Origin of the sequence: Kribbella voronezhensis, assembly GCF_004365175.1 — a bacterium.
In the GTDB taxonomy this organism is placed as follows: Bacteria; Actinomycetota; Actinomycetes; order Propionibacteriales; family Kribbellaceae; genus Kribbella; species Kribbella voronezhensis.
Genome location: NZ_SOCE01000001.1, coordinates 413,900 through 433,537 on the forward strand (window position 1 = coordinate 413,900; position 19,638 = coordinate 433,537).

The 19,638-nt window shown below is 68.5% G+C and carries 22 protein-coding genes; 7 read left to right on the plus strand and 15 right to left on the minus strand.

What is annotated here, in order from left to right; genetic code table 11:
• Nucleotides 1-118: 118 nt before the first annotated feature.
• The gene (locus EV138_RS01865) at nt 119-628 is read left to right on the plus strand and encodes a hypothetical protein (RefSeq protein ID WP_133976732.1); all 510 of its coding nucleotides are present in this window, start codon (nt 119-121) and stop codon (nt 626-628) included.
• 6 nt (nt 629-634) lie between these two features.
• Here the strand turns inward: EV138_RS01865 and EV138_RS01870 are convergent, their stop codons facing one another.
• The 6 genes from EV138_RS01870 to paaA all read right to left on the minus strand — a co-directional run bounded on the left by EV138_RS01870 (nt 635) and on the right by paaA (nt 5,068).
• Entirely contained in the window at nt 635-1,468 is an 834-nt protein-coding gene (locus EV138_RS01870) for a metal-dependent hydrolase (protein ID WP_133976733.1), read from the minus strand.
• 85 nt (nt 1,469-1,553) lie between these two features.
• Nucleotides 1,554-2,636: a 1,2-phenylacetyl-CoA epoxidase subunit PaaE gene (gene paaE / locus EV138_RS01875; RefSeq protein ID WP_133976734.1), complete on the minus strand. Its 1,083-nt coding sequence runs from the start codon at nt 2,634-2,636 to the stop codon at nt 1,554-1,556.
• Nucleotides 2,636-3,115, minus strand: coding sequence for a 1,2-phenylacetyl-CoA epoxidase subunit PaaD (paaD, locus tag EV138_RS01880; RefSeq protein ID WP_133976735.1), 480 nt, complete (start codon nt 3,113-3,115; stop codon nt 2,636-2,638). The genes paaE and paaD overlap by 1 nt, the downstream gene beginning before the upstream one ends.
• Nucleotides 3,112-3,852, minus strand: coding sequence for a 1,2-phenylacetyl-CoA epoxidase subunit PaaC (paaC, locus tag EV138_RS37810; protein ID WP_133976736.1), 741 nt, complete (start codon nt 3,850-3,852; stop codon nt 3,112-3,114). Before paaC ends, paaD begins: the two co-directional genes overlap by 4 nt.
• A complete protein-coding gene (gene paaB, locus EV138_RS01890) occupies nt 3,849-4,145 on the minus strand; it encodes a 1,2-phenylacetyl-CoA epoxidase subunit PaaB (RefSeq protein WP_133976737.1) in 297 nt (98 codons plus the stop codon). The genes paaC and paaB overlap by 4 nt, the downstream gene beginning before the upstream one ends.
• Complete coding sequence (gene paaA, locus EV138_RS01895) at nt 4,142-5,068, minus strand: 1,2-phenylacetyl-CoA epoxidase subunit PaaA (protein WP_238157906.1); 927 nt, start codon at nt 5,066-5,068, stop codon at nt 4,142-4,144. Before paaA ends, paaB begins: the two co-directional genes overlap by 4 nt.
• Before the next feature lie 198 nt (nt 5,069-5,266).
• Between paaA and EV138_RS01900 the strand changes: the two genes are divergently transcribed.
• From EV138_RS01900 to EV138_RS01910, 3 genes are all read left to right on the plus strand, one after another.
• On the plus strand, nt 5,267-6,478 hold the full coding sequence (locus tag EV138_RS01900) for a DUF418 domain-containing protein (protein ID WP_238157907.1): 1,212 nt from the start codon (nt 5,267-5,269) through the stop codon (nt 6,476-6,478).
• Between the two features lie 88 nt (nt 6,479-6,566).
• Nucleotides 6,567-7,196: a GNAT family N-acetyltransferase gene (locus EV138_RS01905; RefSeq protein ID WP_133976739.1), complete on the plus strand. Its 630-nt coding sequence runs from the start codon at nt 6,567-6,569 to the stop codon at nt 7,194-7,196.
• A 21-nt stretch (nt 7,197-7,217) separates the two neighbouring features.
• Entirely contained in the window at nt 7,218-7,748 is a 531-nt protein-coding gene (locus tag EV138_RS01910; RefSeq protein WP_133976740.1) for an NADPH-dependent FMN reductase, read from the plus strand.
• Between the two features lie 160 nt (nt 7,749-7,908).
• Here EV138_RS01910 and EV138_RS01915 read toward each other — a convergent pair whose 3' ends face one another.
• Entirely contained in the window at nt 7,909-8,886 is a 978-nt protein-coding gene (locus EV138_RS01915; RefSeq protein WP_133976741.1) for a GlxA family transcriptional regulator, read from the minus strand.
• Between the two features lie 52 nt (nt 8,887-8,938).
• On the opposite strand from EV138_RS01915, the gene EV138_RS01920 reads away from it, so the two are divergent.
• The gene (locus tag EV138_RS01920; RefSeq protein ID WP_133976742.1) at nt 8,939-9,328 is read left to right on the plus strand and encodes a cupin domain-containing protein; all 390 of its coding nucleotides are present in this window, start codon (nt 8,939-8,941) and stop codon (nt 9,326-9,328) included.
• A 54-nt stretch (nt 9,329-9,382) separates the two neighbouring features.
• On the opposite strand, the gene EV138_RS01925 is transcribed toward EV138_RS01920, so the two are convergent.
• The 5 genes from EV138_RS01925 to EV138_RS01945 form a co-directional block, all read right to left on the minus strand.
• Nucleotides 9,383-10,078, minus strand: a complete 696-nt coding sequence (locus tag EV138_RS01925; protein WP_202866594.1) for an alpha/beta fold hydrolase — start codon at nt 10,076-10,078, stop codon at nt 9,383-9,385.
• A 104-nt stretch (nt 10,079-10,182) separates the two neighbouring features.
• Nucleotides 10,183-10,623 (minus strand): DUF5655 domain-containing protein, encoded by a 441-nt coding sequence (locus tag EV138_RS01930; protein ID WP_133976743.1) that lies wholly within the window; start codon nt 10,621-10,623, stop codon nt 10,183-10,185.
• Between the two features lie 57 nt (nt 10,624-10,680).
• A complete protein-coding gene (locus EV138_RS01935; RefSeq protein WP_133976744.1) occupies nt 10,681-11,490 on the minus strand; it encodes a hypothetical protein in 810 nt (269 codons plus the stop codon).
• 95 nt (nt 11,491-11,585) lie between these two features.
• Nucleotides 11,586-12,101 (minus strand): hypothetical protein, encoded by a 516-nt coding sequence (locus EV138_RS01940; RefSeq protein WP_133976745.1) that lies wholly within the window; start codon nt 12,099-12,101, stop codon nt 11,586-11,588.
• A gap of 244 nt (nt 12,102-12,345) precedes the next feature.
• On the minus strand, nt 12,346-12,636 hold the full coding sequence (locus tag EV138_RS01945; protein WP_133976746.1) for a hypothetical protein: 291 nt from the start codon (nt 12,634-12,636) through the stop codon (nt 12,346-12,348).
• A gap of 55 nt (nt 12,637-12,691) precedes the next feature.
• Here EV138_RS01945 and EV138_RS01950 point away from each other — a divergent pair, with 55 nt between their 5' ends.
• Entirely contained in the window at nt 12,692-13,369 is a 678-nt protein-coding gene (locus EV138_RS01950; RefSeq protein ID WP_133976747.1) for a TetR/AcrR family transcriptional regulator, read from the plus strand.
• Nucleotides 13,370-13,462: 93 nt separating this feature from the next.
• On the plus strand, nt 13,463-15,196 hold the full coding sequence (locus EV138_RS01955; protein ID WP_133976748.1) for an alpha/beta hydrolase: 1,734 nt from the start codon (nt 13,463-13,465) through the stop codon (nt 15,194-15,196).
• Nucleotides 15,197-15,615: 419 nt separating this feature from the next.
• Here EV138_RS01955 and EV138_RS01960 read toward each other — a convergent pair whose 3' ends face one another.
• From EV138_RS01960 to dapB, 3 genes are all read right to left on the minus strand, one after another.
• Nucleotides 15,616-18,051, minus strand: a complete 2,436-nt coding sequence (locus EV138_RS01960) for an ATP-binding protein (protein WP_238157908.1) — start codon at nt 18,049-18,051, stop codon at nt 15,616-15,618.
• Between the two features lie 190 nt (nt 18,052-18,241).
• Entirely contained in the window at nt 18,242-18,682 is a 441-nt protein-coding gene (locus EV138_RS01965) for a hypothetical protein (protein ID WP_133976749.1), read from the minus strand.
• Between the two features lie 19 nt (nt 18,683-18,701).
• Nucleotides 18,702-19,448: a 4-hydroxy-tetrahydrodipicolinate reductase gene (gene dapB, locus EV138_RS01970; RefSeq protein ID WP_202866595.1), complete on the minus strand. Its 747-nt coding sequence runs from the start codon at nt 19,446-19,448 to the stop codon at nt 18,702-18,704.
• Nucleotides 19,449-19,638: the final 190 nt, after the last annotated feature.

Sequence of the window (19,638 nt, forward strand, 5' to 3'; positions counted from 1 at the left end):
GTTACAGCTTCCACCAAAAAAGTCAGAAAAACTTTCTGTAATCACTGTCGGTCGCAATCTCGCTACTTTCGGTCGATTCTGCTGAGTGATGGCACCGCCAACGGCTAGCGTTTCGGCCGTGTCCACACCGATGACTGCCCCCAAACCCGCGGCCGCGGCAAGCCTGACGATGGTCGTCACCGCCATGATGGCGGCGATCCCGATGATCACGGTGGTGATGTGGTTCGTGCTCGCCGGCGACGGGATCGGAGATTTCCCGGGCGGCTGGGCGCCGATCCTCGTCGTCGCCCTCGCAGTGGGCGCCTACAGTTTCTGCGAACTCGCCGGATTCCGCGCGCCCGCGGTGCCACCCGGTGGGCAGCCGGCCGAGGTCGAGAAGCAGTCATGGCAGAGGTTCACCTCGTCGACCTTCGTGAGGTTCGCGCTCAGCGAGGCGGTCTTCCTGGTCTCGATCACGATCGCCTTCGTCGTCGACAGCTACTGGATCGTCCTCGTCGGCGCAGTCCTGGCGTTGCCGCTGGTCGCCTGGGAAGCGTGGCCGGGCCGCCGCAACCAGCAACGCTTCGCCGCCGCGCTCGAAGCGGCCGGCCATCCGTCGTACCTGCTCGGCCGCCCGCAGGACTACTGACCTGTACTACGCCCCGCCGGCGATCCAGATCGACGTGGTCGACCAGATCGCGGCGGCGACGTTGCTCAGGGCCGCCCAGGCCCCGGGGAGGAGCAGGACGCCGCCGATGACGAGAGCTGGAGCGATGAGCAGGTTCTCCACCCAGCCGCCGGTGCGGAAGCGGAGGTGACGCGGGAGACGTATCTCGTACCAGGTCTCGCCGCGGATCGGGAGCGGCCAGAGCCATGGGCAGCCGGAGCGGGTCAGGCTGTCGCCGAGGCAGTGCACGAACATGCCGAGCGCGACGGCGACGCCGATCCAGCTGCCGATCCCGGCGAGACCGGCCTGCAAAGCTTCGGCGGCCGTCGTACCAGGTAGTGCTTCGGCTGCGGCATCCGGCAAGACAGCGTTGGCTACCGACCAACCGGCAGCGCCGAGAGCCGCGAGCACGATCCAGTCACCCAGAACATCAGCGGCCAGCACCAGACCGGTCACCGCGATCGCCAGCACCGCCCACTTACCCCCTCGCTCCCCCGCGCCCGCGGCGAGAAATCCGAGCAGCAGCGCGGCCGCGACGGTGTGAGTGGCATGCCGGTGCTTGCCGGTGCCCTCCTCGTCGCGCGGCCCCTTCGTGACGTTGTAGAGGATCCCGGAGAAGGTCCGCACCGCCCCCGACACGATGCGCGTGATCGGCCCGAGCAATCGCGACGCCTTCGCGCCCGGGTGATCGAGGTCGGGCAACAACGCATAACCGGCCGTCGCGGCGGCGAACGGCACCACCTCGGCCACCGAGGTCAGGCCGACCAGCGGCGCCACCGCAAGTCCCGCACACCAACCGGACAACGCATGCGAACGCCCCATCACGGCGCCCCACCCCCTCAGTCGTGAGCCGCCGATTCTTCCAGCGATCACCGGCAGTTTTCGGGTAGGCGCGCAGGCTGCGAGGTCAGGCGTCGAAGTCGAGGGTGACCTTCTCGGTGGTCGGGTGGGACTGGCAGGTGAGGACGTAGCCGGCGCGGATCTCGTCCGGCTCGAGGGCCCAGTTGGTGTCCATCCGGACCGAGCCCTCGACCACCTTCGCGCGACAGGTGCCGCACACGCCGCCCTTGCAGGCAAAGGGCGCATCGGACCGTACGGCGAGCGTCGCGTCCAGCACCGCCTTCGCGTGCTCGCCGAGCGGGAAGGTCGAGCGCCGCCCGTCGAGGATCACCGTCACCTCGGCGGCGTTCTCGTCGATCGCGGTCTCCTCGACGCGGGCCGTCGGTGCCTCGTCGCCCACGTGGAACAACTCCGCGTGCACCCTCTCGCGCGGAACCCCCTGCTCCAGCAGGAGTTCCTGCGCGCCGACGACCATCGCGTACGGGCCGCAGAGGAACCATTCGTCGACGGACTTCACCGGCAGCAGCGCGTCGATCATCCGGCTCAGCCGCTCCCGGTCGATCCGGCCGCTGAACAGTTCCACCTCGGTCGACTCGCGCGACAACACGTGCACCAGTTGCAGCCGTTCGGCGTACACGTCCTTGAGATCGGCCAACTCGTCCGCGAACATCACCGAGCCCGCCGTACGGTTCCCGTAGAGCAGGGTGACCCGGCTCTCCGGCTCGACCGCGAGGGTGGTGGCGACCAGCGACAGCACGGGGGTGATCCCGCTGCCGGCGGCGATGAACGCGTAGTGCTTCGCGTTCGCCGGGTCGAGCTCGGTACCGAACCGGCCGAGCGGCGTCATCACCTCGATCGTGTCGCCCGGCTTGAGCTCGTTCGCGGCGTACGACGAGAACTCGCCACCCGGGATGCGCTTCACGGCGATCCGCAGTACGCCGGAACCCGCGGGCGAGCAGATCGAGTAGCTACGGCGTACTTCGTCACCCGCACGTCGGACCGTGAGGTGCTGCCCTGCACTGAACTCGTACTCCGTGGCGAGGTCGTCCGGCACCTCGAAGGTGATCGCGACCGAGTCGTCGGTGATCGCGTCGATCGCCTGGACCTTCAACGGATGGAAGGTGGCCCGGCGGCGGGTCATCGTGGTCATCAGATGGCCTTGAAGTAGTCGAAGGGCTCGCGACAAGAGTTGCAGCGCCAGAGTGACTTGCAGGACGTGGATCCGAAGCGGCTCAGCTCGGTCGTGTCGGGTGAGCCACACAGCGGACAGCGGATAGTCAGGCTGACCGACACCGGTCCGCCGACAGCACGTGTCCCGGTAGGCGGTGCGATGCCGTATTCCTTGAGTTTCGCCTTGCCTGCTTCGCTCATCCAGTCAGTCGTCCACGCGGGCGACAACACCGTCTCGACCCGGCCGTCGACGTGCAGGGCTTGCAGGGTGAGCTCGACCTCGTGCCGGATCAGGTCCATCGCCGGACAGCCGGAGTACGTCGGGGTGATCGTCACGACCATTTGATCGCCCTCGCGACGGACGCCCCGCAGTACGCCGAGGTCCGCGATCGTCAGCACCGGCACCTCCGGATCCGCGACCTCGCCGACCGCGTCCCAGATCGCCTGCTCGGCGGTCACCACTTCGCACCCGGGTGCGAGCGAGCGATGTGCTGCAGCTCCGCGAGCAGGTAGCCGAAGTGCTCCGAGTGCCGGCCTTCCCGACCGCCGGAATGCTGGTACGACGACGTCGGCACGGTGCAGGTGGATTCTTCGATCACCTGCGTGACCCGGCGCAGCCATTCCTCCTCGAGCGTCGACGGATCGACGGCTACCTCGAGGCGCTTCACCAGCTCGTCCTGCGCGAACAACTCGGCCGTATAGGGCCACATCGCGTCGAGGCCGGCCTGCATCCGCCGGTGACTCTCGTCGGTACCGTCGCCGAGCCGCAGCACCCACTGGGTCGCGTGATCGACGTGGTACGCGACCTCCTTGACGGCCTTGCCCGCCACCCCGGCCAGCGTCTCGTCGGCACACCCGCGCAGCTCTTCGTAGAGGAGATGCTGGTACGTCGCGAAATACAGCAGGCGGGCCATCGTCGCCGCGAAGTCGCCGTTGGGCAGCTCGACGAGCTGCACGTTGGTGAACTCGCGCTCGTCGCGGAAGTAGGCCAGGTCGTCCTCCGACCGGCCCGCGCCTTCGAGCTGTCCGGCGTACTGGAGCAGGGACCGGGCCTGGCCGAGCTGGTCGAGTCCGATGTTGCCGAGGGCAACGTCTTCCTCGAGCTGCGGGGCGGCCGCGATCCACTCGGCGGTGCGTTGCGCCGCGATCAGCGCGTCGTCACCGAGCCGGAGTGCATAGGCGAAGAGGTCGTTCACAGATGGTCCACGCCTTCTGGCACCTGGTAGAAGGTGGGGTGCCGGTAGACCTTGTCGGCGGCCGGGTCGAAGAACTCGTCCTTCTCGTCCGGGCTGGAGGCGGTGATGTCGGCGGCGGGCACGACCCAGATCGACACGCCTTCCTGGCGGCGGGTGTAGACGTCGCGGGCGTTGCGGAGGGCCATCGTCGCGTCCGGCGCGTGCAGGCTGCCGACGTGCACGTGCGACAGCCCGCGGCGGGACCGGACGAAGACCTCCCACAACGGCTCGATCAAGCTGCGCGACTCACTCATGCGGCACTCGCCTTCTTAGCGGCCTGCTTCTCCGCGTACGCCGCCGCGGCCTCGCGGACCCAGGCGCCGTCCTCATGGGCCTTCACCCGGTGGGCCAGGCGCTGCTCGTTACACGGACCGTTGCCCTTGACAACTTCATAGAGCTCGGTGAAGTCCGGCTGGGTGAAGGAATAGTGCCCGGTCTCCTCGTCGTACCGCAGCGCGTCGTCGGGCACCCGGATGCCGAGCACGTCTGCCTGCGGCACGGTCATGTCCACGAACCGCTGCCGGAGCTCGTCGTTGCTGTGCCGCTTGATGCCCCAGGCCATCGACTGCTCGGAGTGCGTGGAGGCCGCGTCGGGCGGCCCGAACATCATCAGGCTCGGCCACCACCAGCGGTCCAGCGCGTCCTGCGCCATCGCCTTCTGCGCCTCCGTGCCGTTGCACAGCGTGTGCAGGATCTCGAACCCCTGCCGCTGGTGGAACGACTCCTCCTTGCAGACCCGGACCATGGCCCGTGCGTACGGCCCGTACGAACAGCGGCAGAGCGGGACCTGGTTGACGATCGCGGCGCCGTCGACCAGCCAGCCGATCGCGCCGATGTCGGCCCAGGTCAGCGTCGGGTAGTTGAAGATGCTCGAGTACTTCTGCTTGCCGGCGTGCAGCAGGTCGAGCAGGTCGGCCCGGTCGACGCCGAGCGTCTCGGCCGCGGCGTACAGGTAGAGCCCGTGGCCGGCCTCGTCCTGCACCTTGGCCATCAGGATCGCCTTCCGGCGCAGGGACGGCGCACGGCTGATCCAGTTGCCCTCGGGCTGCATGCCGATGATCTCGGAGTGGGCGTGCTGCGCGATCTGCCGGATCAAGGTCTTGCGGTACCCCTCGGGCATCGCGTCGCGCGGCTCGATCCGGCCGTCGGCGTCGATCGTCGCCTGGAAGCTGTCCATGGCCGCCAGCATAGCCCAGTTGTGACACTTCGTCTGCAAAATCGACGAGAAGTGTCACAACAGCGGACAGGGGCCCGGGGGCTGGTGGTGCTAGCACCACCGCGAGTGGGGGCTCAGGCCGCTGGGGCCCGACAGCGGGCACCGGCAGGATCTTCAGTAACAGCTCAAGCCCGACACAGTTTCCCGGAAGGAACTCCCGTGACGCAGCTCGCCACCTCAGCCCCGGCCGCGCCCGACCATCGTGGTCCGGTCCGCGGCGCCGAGCGGGCGCTGGCGCCCGACCTGATCCGCGGCGCGATGCTGCTGATGATCGGGCTCGCCAACGCCGCCAACTTCGCCTTCGCCGGCAGCCCCGGCCTGAACGGAAATCCGCACGGCCTCGAGCGGATCCTCAACTTCGTCAAGATCACCCTCGTCGACGCCAGGGCCTACCCGGTGTTCGCGGTGATGTTCGGCTACGGCCTGGTCCAGCTGGCCCGGCGCCAGCGGAACTCGGGTGCGACACCCGGCGCAGTACGGAAGATCCTGCTGAAGCGCAACAGCTGGCTGGTCGCCTTCGGACTCGTCCACGCGACACTGCTGTACTTCGGTGACTTTCTCGGCGCCTACGGCATCGTCGGCGTGCTCTGCACGCTTCTCCTCCTCAACCGGGGCGACAGGTTCCACAAGATCGTGCTGTGGATCTGGGGCGCCCAGGTCGTCTACACGATCGTCGTAGCCGTCATGACCGCACTGGCCGTCGTTGGCTCGTCTGGTCCTGCGCACGGCATGACGAACGACCCGAACCCGTCGCTGGGCGCGACCAGCTACTTCGCCAGCATGGTCGACCGGCTGCACGAGTGGCCCGCGCACACGGCGTACGTGCTCGGCTTCGTGGTGATCGTCTGGCTCGGCATGTGGGCCGCACGCAAGCAACTGCTGGAGAACCCGCAGGCACACCGGGCACTGCTGACCCGCGTCGCCGCCGTCTGCATGAGCATCGTCGTACTCGGTGCCCTGCCGCTCGCTCTGGTCGCCGCCGGATGGCTGAAGGTCGACGACGCCGCGCTCAGCTCGATGAACTTCCTGCACAACATCAGCGGTCAGTTCGGCGGACCTGGGTACGTCGCGCTGTGGGCCCTGCTGGTCGACAAGCTGATGACTCGCCGGCAGCCGTTGAGCAAGCCGGTGGTCGCGATCTCCGCCCTCGGACAGCGCTCGATGACGGGGTACCTGTTCCAGTCGGTGTCCTGGATGGTGCTGCTGGCGCCGTTCACGCTCAACCTCGGCGACCGGCTCGGCAACACCGCCTTCACCGCGGCGGGCGCGGCGATCGCGGTCTGGACGATCTCGGTGATCGCCGCCTACCAGATGAAGATGCACAACTACCGTGGTCCCGCCGAGACCCTGCTGCGGCGACTGACCTACTGATCCCACCGGCCGATTCCTGGAGCCGCCGCTCGGCAGGACACCTCCCCGACGGGTGTCCTGCCGAGCGGCATTTGAAAGGATGGGCGGTATGAGCGACGACTTCGGCGTACCGGAACCCGACCACCTGTCGTCGATGGGCGCCACCGAAGACCCGATCGCCGAGTCGAGTGTGCGGTTGGCGCTGCCGGCCGAAGCGGACGCGATCGGGCAGATCCAGGTCGCCGCGTGGCGCCGGGCGTACGAGGATCTGCTGCCGGCCGACGTACTGGCAGACCTCGACCCCGCCCAGTTCGCCGCTCAGTGGCGGGCCGCCCTGCTCGTACCGGGCGAAGCGCGCAACCGGGTGATGGTGGCGCTGTCAGGTCGCACCTTGGTCGGCTTCGCCGCGATCACCGCCTCGGACGACCCGGATGCGGACCCGCGCAACGACGCTCTCGTCGCCGAACTGGCGGTCGACCCCGAAGCGACCCGCGCCGGCCACGGCTCCCGCCTGCTGAACGCGGTCGTCGACACGATCCGCGCCGACGGCTTCAGCCGCGTCACCGTCTGGGTCAACTCCACCGACGACGTCCTCCGCGCCTTCTACACCGACTCCGGCTGGGCTCCCGACGGCGCCAGCCGCGAACTCGACCTGTACGGCGACGGCACCACCCGCGTCAAGCAGGTCCGCCTGCACACCGACCCGAGCGAGCGCACGGAGCTTGACCTTGCCCCCTAGGGGAAGCTTTACGGTCCAGCGATGCACCTTCTCCTGATCTCGGGTAGCACCCGCGCCGCCTCGACCAACACCGCCGTACTGCGAACGGCGCAGCAACTCGCCACCGTCGAAACGACCTTGTACGGCGAACTGTCGGCCCTGCCGGCGTTCAACCCCGACGACGACCGAGAACCCTTGCACCCGGCAGTGACCCGGCTGCGGGAACAGGTCGAGGCGGCCGACGCGATCCTGTTCTGCACCCCCGAGTACGCCGGCGCGCTGCCCGGGAGTTTCAAGAATCTCCTCGATTGGACCGTCGGCGGCACCGGCATGGACCGCAAGCCCGTCGCCTGGATCAACGTGTCATCAGTCGCCGCCCCCACCGGCGGAGCCGACGCCCACGACTCCCTCCGCAAGGTCCTCGGCTACCTCAACGCGAGCATCGTCGAGGAGGCCTGCGCCCGCCTTCCGATGACCCGCCAGTCGGTCGACGCCGACGGCCTGGTCTCGGCACCCGCAGTAGTCACCGGGATCCGCCACACCCTCGCCGTCCTGGCCGGCTCCGTCGGCTGACCTTCGCCTCGACCACCCGCCCCGCCTCGGGGTAGGCATCTCTTGGGTTGGGCGTCCCGACGGACAGGTAGTGCACAGCGCGTACGCCGTACATGGTGTCGGAGTGCGCTCGAGTGCACTAGGTGCGAGCTGCTACCTCCTGTCCGTCGGGTCGTGTTGGTCAGGACCGGGGTGAGGTGAGGGCGAAGCGGCGGCGGTACTCGCTGGGTGGGAGGCCGGTACGGCGGCGGAGTTGGGTGCGGAGGTTGGTGGCCGTGCCCAGGCCGGTCTGGCGGGCGACCGCATCGAGGCGGACCTCGCCTGCCTCCAGCAGCCTGCAGGCGAGAGCGACCCTTTCGCTTGTCAGCCACGCCAACGGCGTCGTCCCGAGCTCCGCCTGGAAGCGGCGGTGCAAGGTGGCCTGACTCATCGCCGCATGCTCCGCGATGTCGCCCACGGTGAGTGGACTCGCCAGTTCGCTGCGGATCCATGCGAGCAGCGGCGCGAGCGACGTGTCGGCGACCACCGGCACCGGCCGGTCGATGAACTGCCGCTGACCGCCCTCGCGATGAGCGGTGTAGACGAGCCGGCGGCTGACCACGTTCGCCACCTCGGCACCATGGTCGCGCCGGATGAGGTGCAGGCCGAGATCCAGCGCGGCCGCACTCCCCGCCGCCGTCAGAACGTTGCCGTCGTCAACGAACAGGACGTCCGGCTCCAGCTTCACCGCCGGGAACAGCCGCTCGAACAACCCGGCCCACCGCCAATGCGTCGTCGCTCGCCGCCCATCGAGAACTCCCGCCGCCGCCAGGGTGAACGCACCCGTGCAGAAGCTGACCAGCCGAGCCCCGCGCGCGGCAGCCCGGCGTACGGCGATCAGAACCTCGTCGGTCGGGGGCACCTCGGGATCGGGGCGGTTCGGCACGATCACCGTGTCGGCGTCGTCGACCGCGTCGATGCCTGCAACGTCGGTGAGCGTGAAGAAGCCCGAATGCATCCGGGTCGCGCCACCCGGCGTACAGAGGGCGAAGTCGTACCAGGGGCGGTCGAGTTCGGGGCGGCGCAGGCCGAAGAGTTCGGTCGCCACGCCGAGCTCGAACGGGTTCGATCCCTCGTCGACGATCGCGACGACCTTGTGCTGCGAGGATTCTTGCGGCATGTGCTATTCCTAGCACTCACGTCCTGGTGACGCACCCCGCCACGATGGGGAGGTGACCAACGAACCGATCGACCTGCGCGCAGTACTGAAGACCTTCGACGAGCTGTGGAGTCCGCGGATCGCCGCGCGGATCAACGACTACGACGTCCGCGTCACGCACGTGGCCGGCTCGTACATCTGGCATGTGCACGAAACCACCGACGAGTTCTTCCTCGTCCTGGAAGGCGAACTCAGCATCGCCCTCCGCGACCCCGACGAACGCGTCGTCTCCCTGACACCAGGCACGGTTTTCGTCGTACCGCGCGGCGTCTACCACCGCCCGTTCTCCGACGCCGGCGCCGACATCGTCGTCATCGACCCAGCCGGCACCCCCACCACCGGCGACACCCACGACACCCTCCCCGACCACATCCGAACCAGCACGGGAATCCCGCTCGACTGACCTCCCGTACTGCGAAACGTCCGCCCCCGGTCGCGACAGCCGGCTCGGGAATCGTCAGTTGCCGCCGGGACCGTCAGCGCCGAAGCGGGCGTGGACGGCGGCGAGCAACTCAGCCGGCCGCGTGCGTTGAACGGCGTGGCCGGCACCCTCGATCGTGGTCAGCTTCGCATCGGGGACGAGATCCACGACCTTCGCCAGCAACTCCTGCGGAACCGGGCTGGTCGAACCACCACCGACAACGAGGGTAGGCACGGTGATCGCGGGAAGCTCGGCCCACCATGCGGGATCGGGATCGGCCAGCTGGGCGAAGATCGCCACCACCACCTCCCAATCGAAGCCGAGCTGTTCCTCGGGCTTCGGCGGGACGGTCCAGTCTCCCTGCCCATCGGGCGGCGGGCTGTCGATGAGGATCAACCCCGACAAGCGCTCGGCGTACTTCTCGGCGAAAAGTGCCGCGACCGTGCCGCCCATCGAATGCCCGCACAGCAGGAACTTCTCCAGCCCGAGCCCGTCCACGAACTCGAGCAGATCCGCACGCATCAGCTCGAACGAGTACGACGAAGTGCGCACGCTCCCGCCATGACCGCGTTGATCGAGCGCGATCACCCGCCTCGACCGAGCCAGCTCCGGCGCGACGGCGGCCCACGTCGACCCGTCCGTGTGCGACCCATGCACCAACACCATCGCCGGAGCCGACGCATCGCCGTACTCGACGTACCGGAACTCACCGGCCGTCAACCTGATCTTCACCTACCGCTTCCCCTCACTGTCCCTGCAGCCAGCCAACAACCACGACGAGCTTTGCGGCAACCGCTTTGACGATCGTTGAAATCAGCGGCTGAGGATCGCGGGAATCAGCGGCGATGGAGTTGGCGGCCCACGGCGTACGCGCGGGTGAGCCAGTCGATGACCTCGGCGTCGACTTCCGCGGGATCGCGGAAGCGGAATGCGTGCAGGACGTTGTGCGGCGAGTAGACCTCGATCTTGGTGAACCGCTTGCTGTCGAGCTTCTCCGCAAGAACGACGTGACCGTCGAGCCAGTGGATCCGCGGAATGAAGGCGGCGAAACTCATCCGGGCGTGCAGTGCGATCCGGGTCTTCTCGGCGAGGACATCCAGCGGGCCGAGCTCGCGCACGATGCCGACGATGCGGTCGAAGGTCTCGCGCACGGCCGGGTCCTTGCCGTTGAAGTGCGCATCGAGATCGCCGAGCGGGCGGCAGGTGTGCGACTGGTTGCGGTTGGCAAAGGTCCGGGCACACCGCGGGCATCGCCACAACCCGGACCGTTCGGCCATCGCGCCACCCGTCTCAGCTGATCCGACCTTAGGACGGGCTGCAGACAGTTTCCACTGTCAGGACAGGTCGACGGCGAGGCCGGTCGCGTAGATGATCAGGTCCTCGTCGGTGGCGGTGCGGCCGGTGGGTTTGATGCTTTCGGTGAAGGTGACGACGATGCTGCCGCGCTGGACGGCGCAGACGCGCACCGGTGCACTCGGGCTGCCGTCGCCACACCATCCGCTGCCGACCTTGGTGAGGTTGTTGCGGGTGGTGATCGCGTCCTTCGCCTTGGCCAGCGGGCCGTACACGGTCGCGACGTACACCGGCGTCTTGTTGTCGAGCTCCGCCAGCGGCTTGGTGGCGTAATACTTCGCCACCACCCAGTCGTACTTCGCGCCGCCGACCTTGAAGGTCGCCGGATCCCCGTTGTCCAAGCGATACAGCCCGGCACTGGTCGCCGGGAACTCACTCGGCGGCGGCACCGACGGCACCCCCTTCGCGAACGGCCCACCGTCGATCACACCGACCCGACTCAGCACGACAACAGCCACCAACACCACCACGACGGCGACCCCGACCAACGCCAGCGCCACCCCACCGCTCTTCCCCTTCCGCTGCGGCACCCCGTACTGCGGCCCGCCGTACTGCGGTTGCCCAGGCCCTCCCCCGTACGGCTGCACCCCTTGCTGCGGCGGGAACCCCTGCGGCGGCACCCCCTGCTGCGGCGGGACTCCCTGCGGCGGCATCCCTGGCATCCCTTGCTGCGTGGGGACTCCTTGCTGCGCAGGGAATCCTTGCTGGGGCGGCGGGTAGCCCTGTTGCGGTGGGTAGCCCTGTGGGGGTTGGCCGTACGGCGGCGGCTGGTTGTTGCCCGGGTAAGACATGCTGCACCTCTCCGACGGCTCGACTCCCCCATCGGCGGCTACTAAACCACACCGGCCTAGACCGCCACACCACCTCCCGGACAGCGTGGCGCAGATCAGGAGAGCGTGTCGGCGAAGGCTGTCGCGTAGCCGACCAGTCCGTCGTCGGTGGAGACGCGCCCGGCCGTTCCGATGTACTCCACCACGGTGGCGACGATGCTGCCGCGCTGCACAGCGCACTCGCGGATCGGTCCCGCCATGTCTCCGTCAGCGCAGACACCGGCGCCGACCGGCACGATGTTCTTGCGAGTCGGGATCGCGTCCTTCGCCTTCTTCAACGGGCCATAGATCGTGACGACGTAGACCGGCGTGTCGAAAGCGCGCTCCCCCGGCGGCTTCGGCGAGTAGTACCAGGCGACGGCCCAGTCGAACTTGGCGCCGTCCGGCTTGTACGTCGCCGCATCGTCATCCAGCCGATACAGCCCACCCGCCTGCGCCGGCATGATGCTCGGCGGCAGCACGGACGGCACCTTCCGCGCGAACGGCCCACTGTCGATGACCCCGACGCGACTCAGCCCGACGAAGGCCGCCAGCCCAACCGCCACGGCCACCCCGACCACTGCCAGAACCACCCCGCGCCTCTTACCCGGTTCCGCCGAGTAGACCGACGGCGGACCGCCCTGAAGGGGTTCGCCATACGGTGGGGGCTGATTGTTGCCCAGGTACGACATGCTGCACCTCTCCGACGACTCAGCCCCCATCGGCGGCTACTAAACCACACCGGCCTAGACCGCTCGCGGATCGGCGCGCATCGCACCGGCCGACAACCGCCTGCCGCCGCCGGTGCTGTCGACCGGCGGCGGCAGACCAGGCCGGTCAGCGTTCGTCGACGAGGTCCAGGCGCTCCTCCGTCGCGTCGCGGATCATCGCGAACGCTGCGCCCGCTTCAGGCATCGTCGGGGCGACGGCGACGGCGGCAGCCAGTGCTTCCGCCGACTCCCACGTCCACAGATCCAGCCACGTCTCGTCGTCCACCCGTGCCAGCCGCGTCTCCGTCAACCCCGGCACCTTGGCGCGCACGGCGTCGATCAACACGGCGCGGGTGGCGAGCATCTCGTCCACCCGTCCCGCATCCAGGCCGAACCGGGTCAATCGCAGAATGGTCATCCCAAACTCCTTGTAGTTGAACTCTAGTGACTGACTCTAGAGATATACTACAAAGATGAACCCGGTCAAGAAGCTTCCCGAGACAAAGAAGCCGGACGGGCGGGCGGCGAAGGCCCAGCTGACCCGCGCCCGGATCCTCGACGCGGCCGGCGAGCTGTTCGTCCGGAACGGGTACGGCGCGACCTCGTTGCAGGACATCGCCGATCAGGCGGAGGTCGCCGTGCAGACCATCTACTACGGCTTCGGCAACAAGCAGTCCGTGCTGAAAGAGGTAGTCGACCGCACGATCGCCGGCGACGACGAGCCGGTCGCGACACTCGACCGGCCCTGGTTCCAGCAGGCACTCGCCACCGACTCCGCCGCCGCGCATCTCGAGGCGCACCTCGAAGGCACTCGCGAAGTACTGGACCGCGTCGCACCGATCATGAAGATGGTCGAGGCAGCCGCAGCCACCGATACCGGGATCGCCAAGCTCTGGCCGGACGAGCAGAATCCACGCCTCACCGTGCAAACGGCCGCGGCGAAGAGTCTCCTGTCCAAACCCGGCGCCAATCCCGGCATCACCGTCGAGCACGCCGCCGACGTCCTGTTCGGCCTGTTGAGCCCCGAGCTCTATCTGCTCTTCGTCAGCGAGCGCGGCTGGACACCGCAGCAATGGCAGGCCTGGACCTACGAGACGCTGCACGCCCAGCTCTGCGCGCCTCAGACCGGCAGCCCCTTAGCAGGCGGATGATCGGACGCCGGGCCGGGGGTGGTGCTCGACCGCGCACAGCTGACATGACAGATTGCGACGGTCCGAACACGCTTGGCCATCCCTGGAGAATGTATGAAGTTCCGTACCCTGGCCGCCGGCCTCGGTATCTCCGCCCTCTCCGCGACCGCGCTGCTGGTGGTCCCCGGATCGAGCGCGACGGCATCGCAGCAGCAGGCGGCCGCCGTACAGACCGGCCCGAACCGGATCGCCCAGCGATATCTGGACCAGAAGCCGGCCTGGCGGATGTGCGGTGATCCGGAGCTGAAGACGTCCTGCGCCAAGATCGTCGTCCCCCGCGACTGGTCGGACCAGGCGCGGCACGTCGACATCCAGCTCGCGATCAGCAAGGCCGGCGGCCCGGCGAAGGGCAGGGCCGGTCGCGTCGTGTTCGGCAATCCCGGCGGCCCGGGTGGCGCGGGACTCGGCATGGCGCCGTACCTGGCCAGTCAGAAGGCACTCACCAAGGACCACCTCGCGATCGGCTTCGACCCGCGCGGCACCGGCGACAGCGCGAACGTCACCTGCCAGGGCGCCCCCGGCTTCACGATGGACGCCCGCGACCGCGACCCGTGGAACCTCGACCTCATCGCGGAGGCGTCGCAACTGACCCTTCCGTACTGCGAGGGCCAGTCCCGCGGTCTGCTCCCGTTCGTGAACACGGTCCAGACCGTGCAGGACATGGACCTGATCCGGCAGCTCCTCGGCTACGACAAGATCGACTACGTCGGGTACTCCGCCGGCACCTGGCTGGGCGCGTACTACCAGACCTACTACCCCACCCACGTCGGCCGGTTCGTGCTCGACTCGAACACCGACTTCACCGGGCCGTGGCTGAACACGTTCATCGCCCAGCCGCAGGCGTTCGAGCGCCGGTTCCGCGAGGACTTCGCACCCTGGGCCGCGAAGTACGACGCTCAACTGAAACTCGGTGACTCGCCACGCTTGGTGATCAGGACGTACGAACGACTGCGGGCCGCGCTGAAGAAGGAGCCCGCGGTCGAGGAGTTCATGGACGGGTCGGTGAAGATCAGCTACGACCAGAACACGCTGGACAATATCGTCACCGGCGACCTGTATACAAAGGTGGATTTCCATTCGCTGGCGATTGATCTGGCATTCCTGCGCGGCCTTTCCGAGGCACAGAGCAAAAGCGGCGCCCGGGCGGCGCAGCGAAAGGTCGACGAACTCCCGTTGGCGCGCCAGCAAGAACTCGTCCAGCGAGCGACCCGGCGTACGGTCGGCATCACGCCCTTCGGCCGGCCTTTCGCCGACGACGCGGAGAACGCGACCTTCACCGCCGTCACGTGCAACGACACGGAATGGCCGCAGGGCCGCGAGTACGGCGAGGTGCTGTCGGCTCGCCTCGGCCCGCGCTACCCGCTGCTCGGCTGGTCGATGAGCGAGAACCCCTGCGCGTTCTGGGACCGCCCCAATCTCGACCTGCGCATCCCTACTGGTAAAGGCTTGCCGACAACGCTGATGGTGCAGTCGGTGCACGACCCGGCGACCAACTTCTCGCTGGCCGCGGCGGCCCACAGCCGGTACGCCGGTTCGCGGCTCGTCACCATCACCGGCGAGGGCGACCACGGCATCTACGGCGGCGTGAACAAGTGCGCCGACAAGATCGTGAACACGTTCCTCGCCACCGGCAAGGCGCCCGCCAGGGACACCACCTGCGCCGGCGAGGGGATCCCCGCGCCGTCGTCGGGCGGGACGGACCCGAACGACGACGATGCCGTGAACGCCCGCGCACCGCTGACGCGCATTGCCGGATTCACGAAAGCGGTTTCCGGATATCTACGCTGATCCACCGGCTACCCAGCGCGCCATTCCGGCGGGATTCGGCGGCAATTTCCGGCCGAATTCCCGCACGGAGTGAGAACACGCCATCACATTCGGCGATATCGCGGCGGGACGTTCGTTGTCAGCACCCGGTTGTCAGGGCGATGTCAGGGTTGCGTCCCTGTGCGACAGAGCGTGACCAAGCCAATCTTGAGTCAGCGCGGGAGAACCGAAACACCGACCGGGAGGGCTCGGTGGGCCGGGGAACATCGCCGACGTGGCTTCGGCCGGCTGTGGGGTGGGGGGACTGCCTGGGGGGTCAGACAGAGACACAGCCGGCCGGGTCCCGTAAGCCGCAGGGCCTCCCGCCCGCAGATCCCTCGCGGGGTACCTTCGATCCCCCAGGTCGTGGTGCCTCGCGAGGCTCCATTTGTGCTCGCACTTCACAGGCGGGTGGAGCGGTCCGGACTGGCGGACGGGCCCGGGTAGCCATCGGCCACGGCGGCGAGCGGAGCCGCGCGGCCTGCTGACCAGGCGGCCCGGAACGCGCGGCGATCGAGAGCCTGCTCGATGGCCTGTTTGGTGCCCTGCAGATCGGCTTTCTCGATCTCCGGCACAGGTGCCCCGATCACCTCGCGGATACCGTCGGCCGCGCCGAGGAGGAAGGCCGCGTACTCCGTCCGGTTCCGTTGCTGGGCGACCGTCGCGAGCTCTTCCAGCACACTCGCCGACCGCCACCTGTCGCCGAGATCGCGATGCTCGGCAAGGCTTTCGTCGAGGAAATGCACGGCCCGTTCGGTCAGCCCGCGGCGCCGCTCGACGATGCCCAGTTGGTTCAGCGACCAGGCCACACCTTCGCGGTACCCGAGCCGCTGCGACAGCGCCAAACTCTCCTGCAGCAACTCTTCGGCCTCAGCCAGCTCACCGCCGTACTGCGCGATGGTGCCGAGGCTGATCAAGGACCATGCGAGCCCTTCGCCGTCGCCGAGCACGCGGAAGCTGTCCCTCGCCCGCTTGCAGCGCCGGGCCGCGATCTCCAGATCGCCGCGCAACCACGCGACGAACCCGAGCTGGTTGTGCGCCCACGACATCCCCGACCGGTCCCCGAGACTCTCGAACAGGTCGTAGCTCTGGCAGTGCAGGTTCTCCGCGGTCACGTAGTCGCCGCGCTCGCGGGCCACTCCCCCGAGTCGCTGCATGACCAGCGCAGTACCGGCTGTGTCGTCCAGCGCCTTGTACTGCGCGAGGGCCGACTCCAGTCGCGTGGTCGCCGCGTCGTACTCGCACTGCAGGAACGCCAGCATCCCCGCGCCAAGACAAGCCTTTGCCTTGTACGGCGCAAGCTCGGGGCCGCCTGCGTCGGCCAGCTTCAGCGCACGCTCGAGCCACTCGCCACCTTCGGCGTAGTGGCCGCGGAGATAGCAGAACAGCCACAATCCACCAGCGAGCCGGACGGCCTCGGTCATCGCCTCGGTGCGAAATGCCCACGCCATCGCCGCCCGCAGGTTGTCCAGCTCACCGTCGAGTCGGTCGAGCCAGTCGCCCTGATTCGGCCCACGGAGATGGCTTTCGGCCTCTTCGGCCAGCGCGATGTAGAAGCCTGCGTGGTTCCGTGCGGTCTCCTCGTCGGTGCCGGCCACGGTCAGCTGTCCCGCCGCGAACTCCCGGATCACGGCGAGCATGTCGTACCGCGCGATGCCCCGATCGCGCGACACCCGGATCAACGACTTGTCGACCAGCCGGCTGGTCAGGTCGAGTGCCGTGGCACGCTCCAGCGGCCCTGGCACGAGCCGGCCGGACAGCACTGCCGCGGCCGCGTTCAGACTCCACCCGCCCGCGAAGATCGACAGCCTCGCGAACAGGTCCCGCTCGGACGGTGTCAGCAGGGCGTGACTCCAGCCGATCGCTCCGAACAACGACTCCTGCCGCGAACCACCTGTGCTGGAACCCCCGCCGAGGATCGCGAAGGAGGAGTCCAGCTCGGCCGCGAGCTCCTCGACGGTCAGCACGTTCGTCCGGGCGGCGGCGAGCTCGATGGCGAGCGGAATCCCTTCGAGCCGGCTGACCACGCGGGCGACCTGATCGAGCTGCCCGGTCGGCGGACAGCCCCGGGCAGTCGCCCGATCCACGAACAACCGGACCGCAGGCGAACTGGCCGAGTCCTCGTCGTCGGTGGGCAACGCCAGCGGCGGTACGACGTACACGCTCTCGCCGGGCACTCGCATCAACTCGCGGCTGGTGGCGAGCACCGTCAGATTCGGGCAGTACTCCAGCAGCGTCGACACGACCCCGGTAGCGCCGGCAAGGACGTGCACGCAGTTGTCCAGCACCAGCAAGAGGCTGCGCCGACCGATCTGCTCCGCGATCTCCTCGGTGAGCCGCGCGCCGTCGAGCGGATGCAGCCCGATCGCGGTGGCGATCGCGGGTGTCACCGCGGCCGGTTCCAGCACGGGAGCCAGCGGGACCCAGCAGACGCCGTCCTCGAACCGATGCGCGACCTGCGAGGCCACGGCCAGCGCGAGCCGGGTTTTGCCCACGCCCGCAGGGCCGCTCAAGGTGAGCAGCCGGGTCGCGCGCTCGCTGATCAACCGGGCAGCCTCTTCGACCTCTTGCGAGCGGCCGATCAACTCGTTCGGAGCGACCGGCGGCAGCCGCAGTACAGAGCGGGTGGTGTCGGCGTCGCGGCGGGCGGCAGCGGTCAGCTGGGCGCGATCAGGCGCCCCCAGCCGCAGTGCGTCACCCAGCAACCGCAATGTGTGCGGCCTGGGCGCACGACGGCGTCCCCGCTCCAACGCCGCGATCGCGTCGACGCTGAGGCCGGCCAACTCCGCCAGCTTCTCCTGGGACAGTCCGGCGTCTCGCCGGTGCCGTCGGAGCAAGTCACCGAAGCCAGTGCCCTGCGCGTCGTCCGAGCCGCGGCGAGACCCGTCTGATGGCAAAGGACGGCCCACCCAGTCTCCGACCTGTCGACGTGGCGGTCGCCACGCTGATCCGAAGGTATCCCGTTCCCGACCGGGTTGTCAGGCTGAACCGGTCGTTCCCAGCCAACTCACAGCAAACTCTCCGGAATCAGGCCCGGTCGTGGTGGGCGATCGCCGTCCGCATGGAGGACCGCGCCCGCTTACGGTCACCGGCCGCGTCGTACGCCGTGGAGAGCCGGAACCACACCCGCCAGTCCTCCGGCGCCGCCTCGGCCTCTTCCTTGTACTGCGTGAAGGCGGCGTCGGCCGCGGCCCGCTCGACCCGGCCCGACGGGCGCCGGGGCAGGTCGTCCACCGGCAACTCGCCTGCTTCGGCCAGTTCGCGCGCGAGCGCCTCGGTCCGGCGGCCGAACTGGATCTCCCGCCAGACCAGATACAGGCCGAGCAGCGGGATCACCAGCACAGCGATCCCCAGCCCGATCGCGACCGGGTCACCGGTGCCGATCAGCAACACGCCGCGCCAGCCGAGCAGTACGGCGTACGCGATGAACACGACCGCGATCACCACCACGGCCCGCTTCGCTGTCACGCGCGTCCTCTGGTCGTCATCAGTCCAGGTCGAGGAAGTTCTCGAGGCCGACGGTCAGGCCAGGAGTGTCGACGACCCGCCGGATCCCGACCACGACGCCGGCCATGAACGACTCCCGATCCATCGAGTCGTGCCGGATCGTCAGCGTCTCGCCGACATCGCCGAACAGCACCTCCTGGTGCGCGATCAGCCCGCGCAACCGGATCCCGTGCACGCGGATCCCTTCGACCTCGGCACCGCGCGCACCGTCGAGGGCCGTCGTGGTCGCATCGGGGATCGGCGCCGCATCGGCCTCCTGCCGGGCAGCGGCGATCAGCTCCGCCGTGCGCCGCGCAGTACCGGACGGTGCGTCGACCTTGTTCGGGTGGTGCAGCTCGATGATCTCGACCGACTCGTAGTACTTCGCGGCCTTCGCGGCGAACTGCATCATCAGGACGGCACCGATGGAGAAGTTGGCTGCAACCAGTACGCCGGTGTCAGGGCTCGCGGCGAGCTGCGCGCGCAGGGTGTCGAGCCGCTCCGCGTCGAACCCGGTCGTGCCGACCACCGCGTGAATCCCGTGCTCGATGCACCATTTGAGGTTGTCCATCACCACCTCGGGGCGGGTGAAATCCACCACCACCTGAGCACCGGCCTTGGCCAACTGCTCCAGGTCGTCACCCTGGTCAAGCGCGGCCACCAGTTCGAGCCCGTCGGTCCGCTCGACCGTCAGACAAACCTGGGACCCCATCTTCCCCTTGGCCCCCAACACCCCAACCTTGACCATCCACACCCTTCCTCGTCCTGTCCGCCCAAGGATGTCATTCTCTCGCGAGGTCCCCCACGCCGGCACCACGCTCACTCCTACGTCGCTCAGCCGGTGCTGAGCTCCCACCCACCCTCAACGCGAGCTCCTCCGTCGCCCGCTGAACAAACCAACCCACGTCGTTGGAACACCAGGCTTGCTCAATCTCCAG

Coding starts and splice junctions, on each gene's coding strand:
- EV138_RS01870 (WP_133976733.1), bottom strand. CDS start 1,468: ATGGGGCGTTCGCATGCGTTGTCCGGTTGGTGTGCGGGACTTGCGGTG.
- paaE (WP_133976734.1), bottom strand. CDS start 2,636: ATGACCACGATGACCCGCCGCCGGGCCACCTTCCATCCGTTGAAGGTC.
- paaB (WP_133976737.1), bottom strand. CDS start 4,145: ATGAGTGAGTCGCGCAGCTTGATCGAGCCGTTGTGGGAGGTCTTCGTC.
- paaA (WP_238157906.1), bottom strand. CDS start 5,068: ATGGACAGCTTCCAGGCGACGATCGACGCCGACGGCCGGATCGAGCCG.
- EV138_RS01905 (WP_133976739.1), top strand. CDS start 6,567: ATGAGCGACGACTTCGGCGTACCGGAACCCGACCACCTGTCGTCGATG.
- EV138_RS01910 (WP_133976740.1), top strand. CDS start 7,218: ATGCACCTTCTCCTGATCTCGGGTAGCACCCGCGCCGCCTCGACCAAC.
- EV138_RS01915 (WP_133976741.1), bottom strand. CDS start 8,886: ATGCCGCAAGAATCCTCGCAGCACAAGGTCGTCGCGATCGTCGACGAG.
- EV138_RS01930 (WP_133976743.1), bottom strand. CDS start 10,623: ATGGCCGAACGGTCCGGGTTGTGGCGATGCCCGCGGTGTGCCCGGACC.
- EV138_RS01935 (WP_133976744.1), bottom strand. CDS start 11,490: ATGTCTTACCCGGGCAACAACCAGCCGCCGCCGTACGGCCAACCCCCA.
- EV138_RS01945 (WP_133976746.1), bottom strand. CDS start 12,636: ATGACCATTCTGCGATTGACCCGGTTCGGCCTGGATGCGGGACGGGTG.
- EV138_RS01950 (WP_133976747.1), top strand. CDS start 12,692: ATGAACCCGGTCAAGAAGCTTCCCGAGACAAAGAAGCCGGACGGGCGG.
- EV138_RS01955 (WP_133976748.1), top strand. CDS start 13,463: ATGAAGTTCCGTACCCTGGCCGCCGGCCTCGGTATCTCCGCCCTCTCC.
- dapB (WP_202866595.1), bottom strand. CDS start 19,448: ATGGTCAAGGTTGGGGTGTTGGGGGCCAAGGGGAAGATGGGGTCCCAG.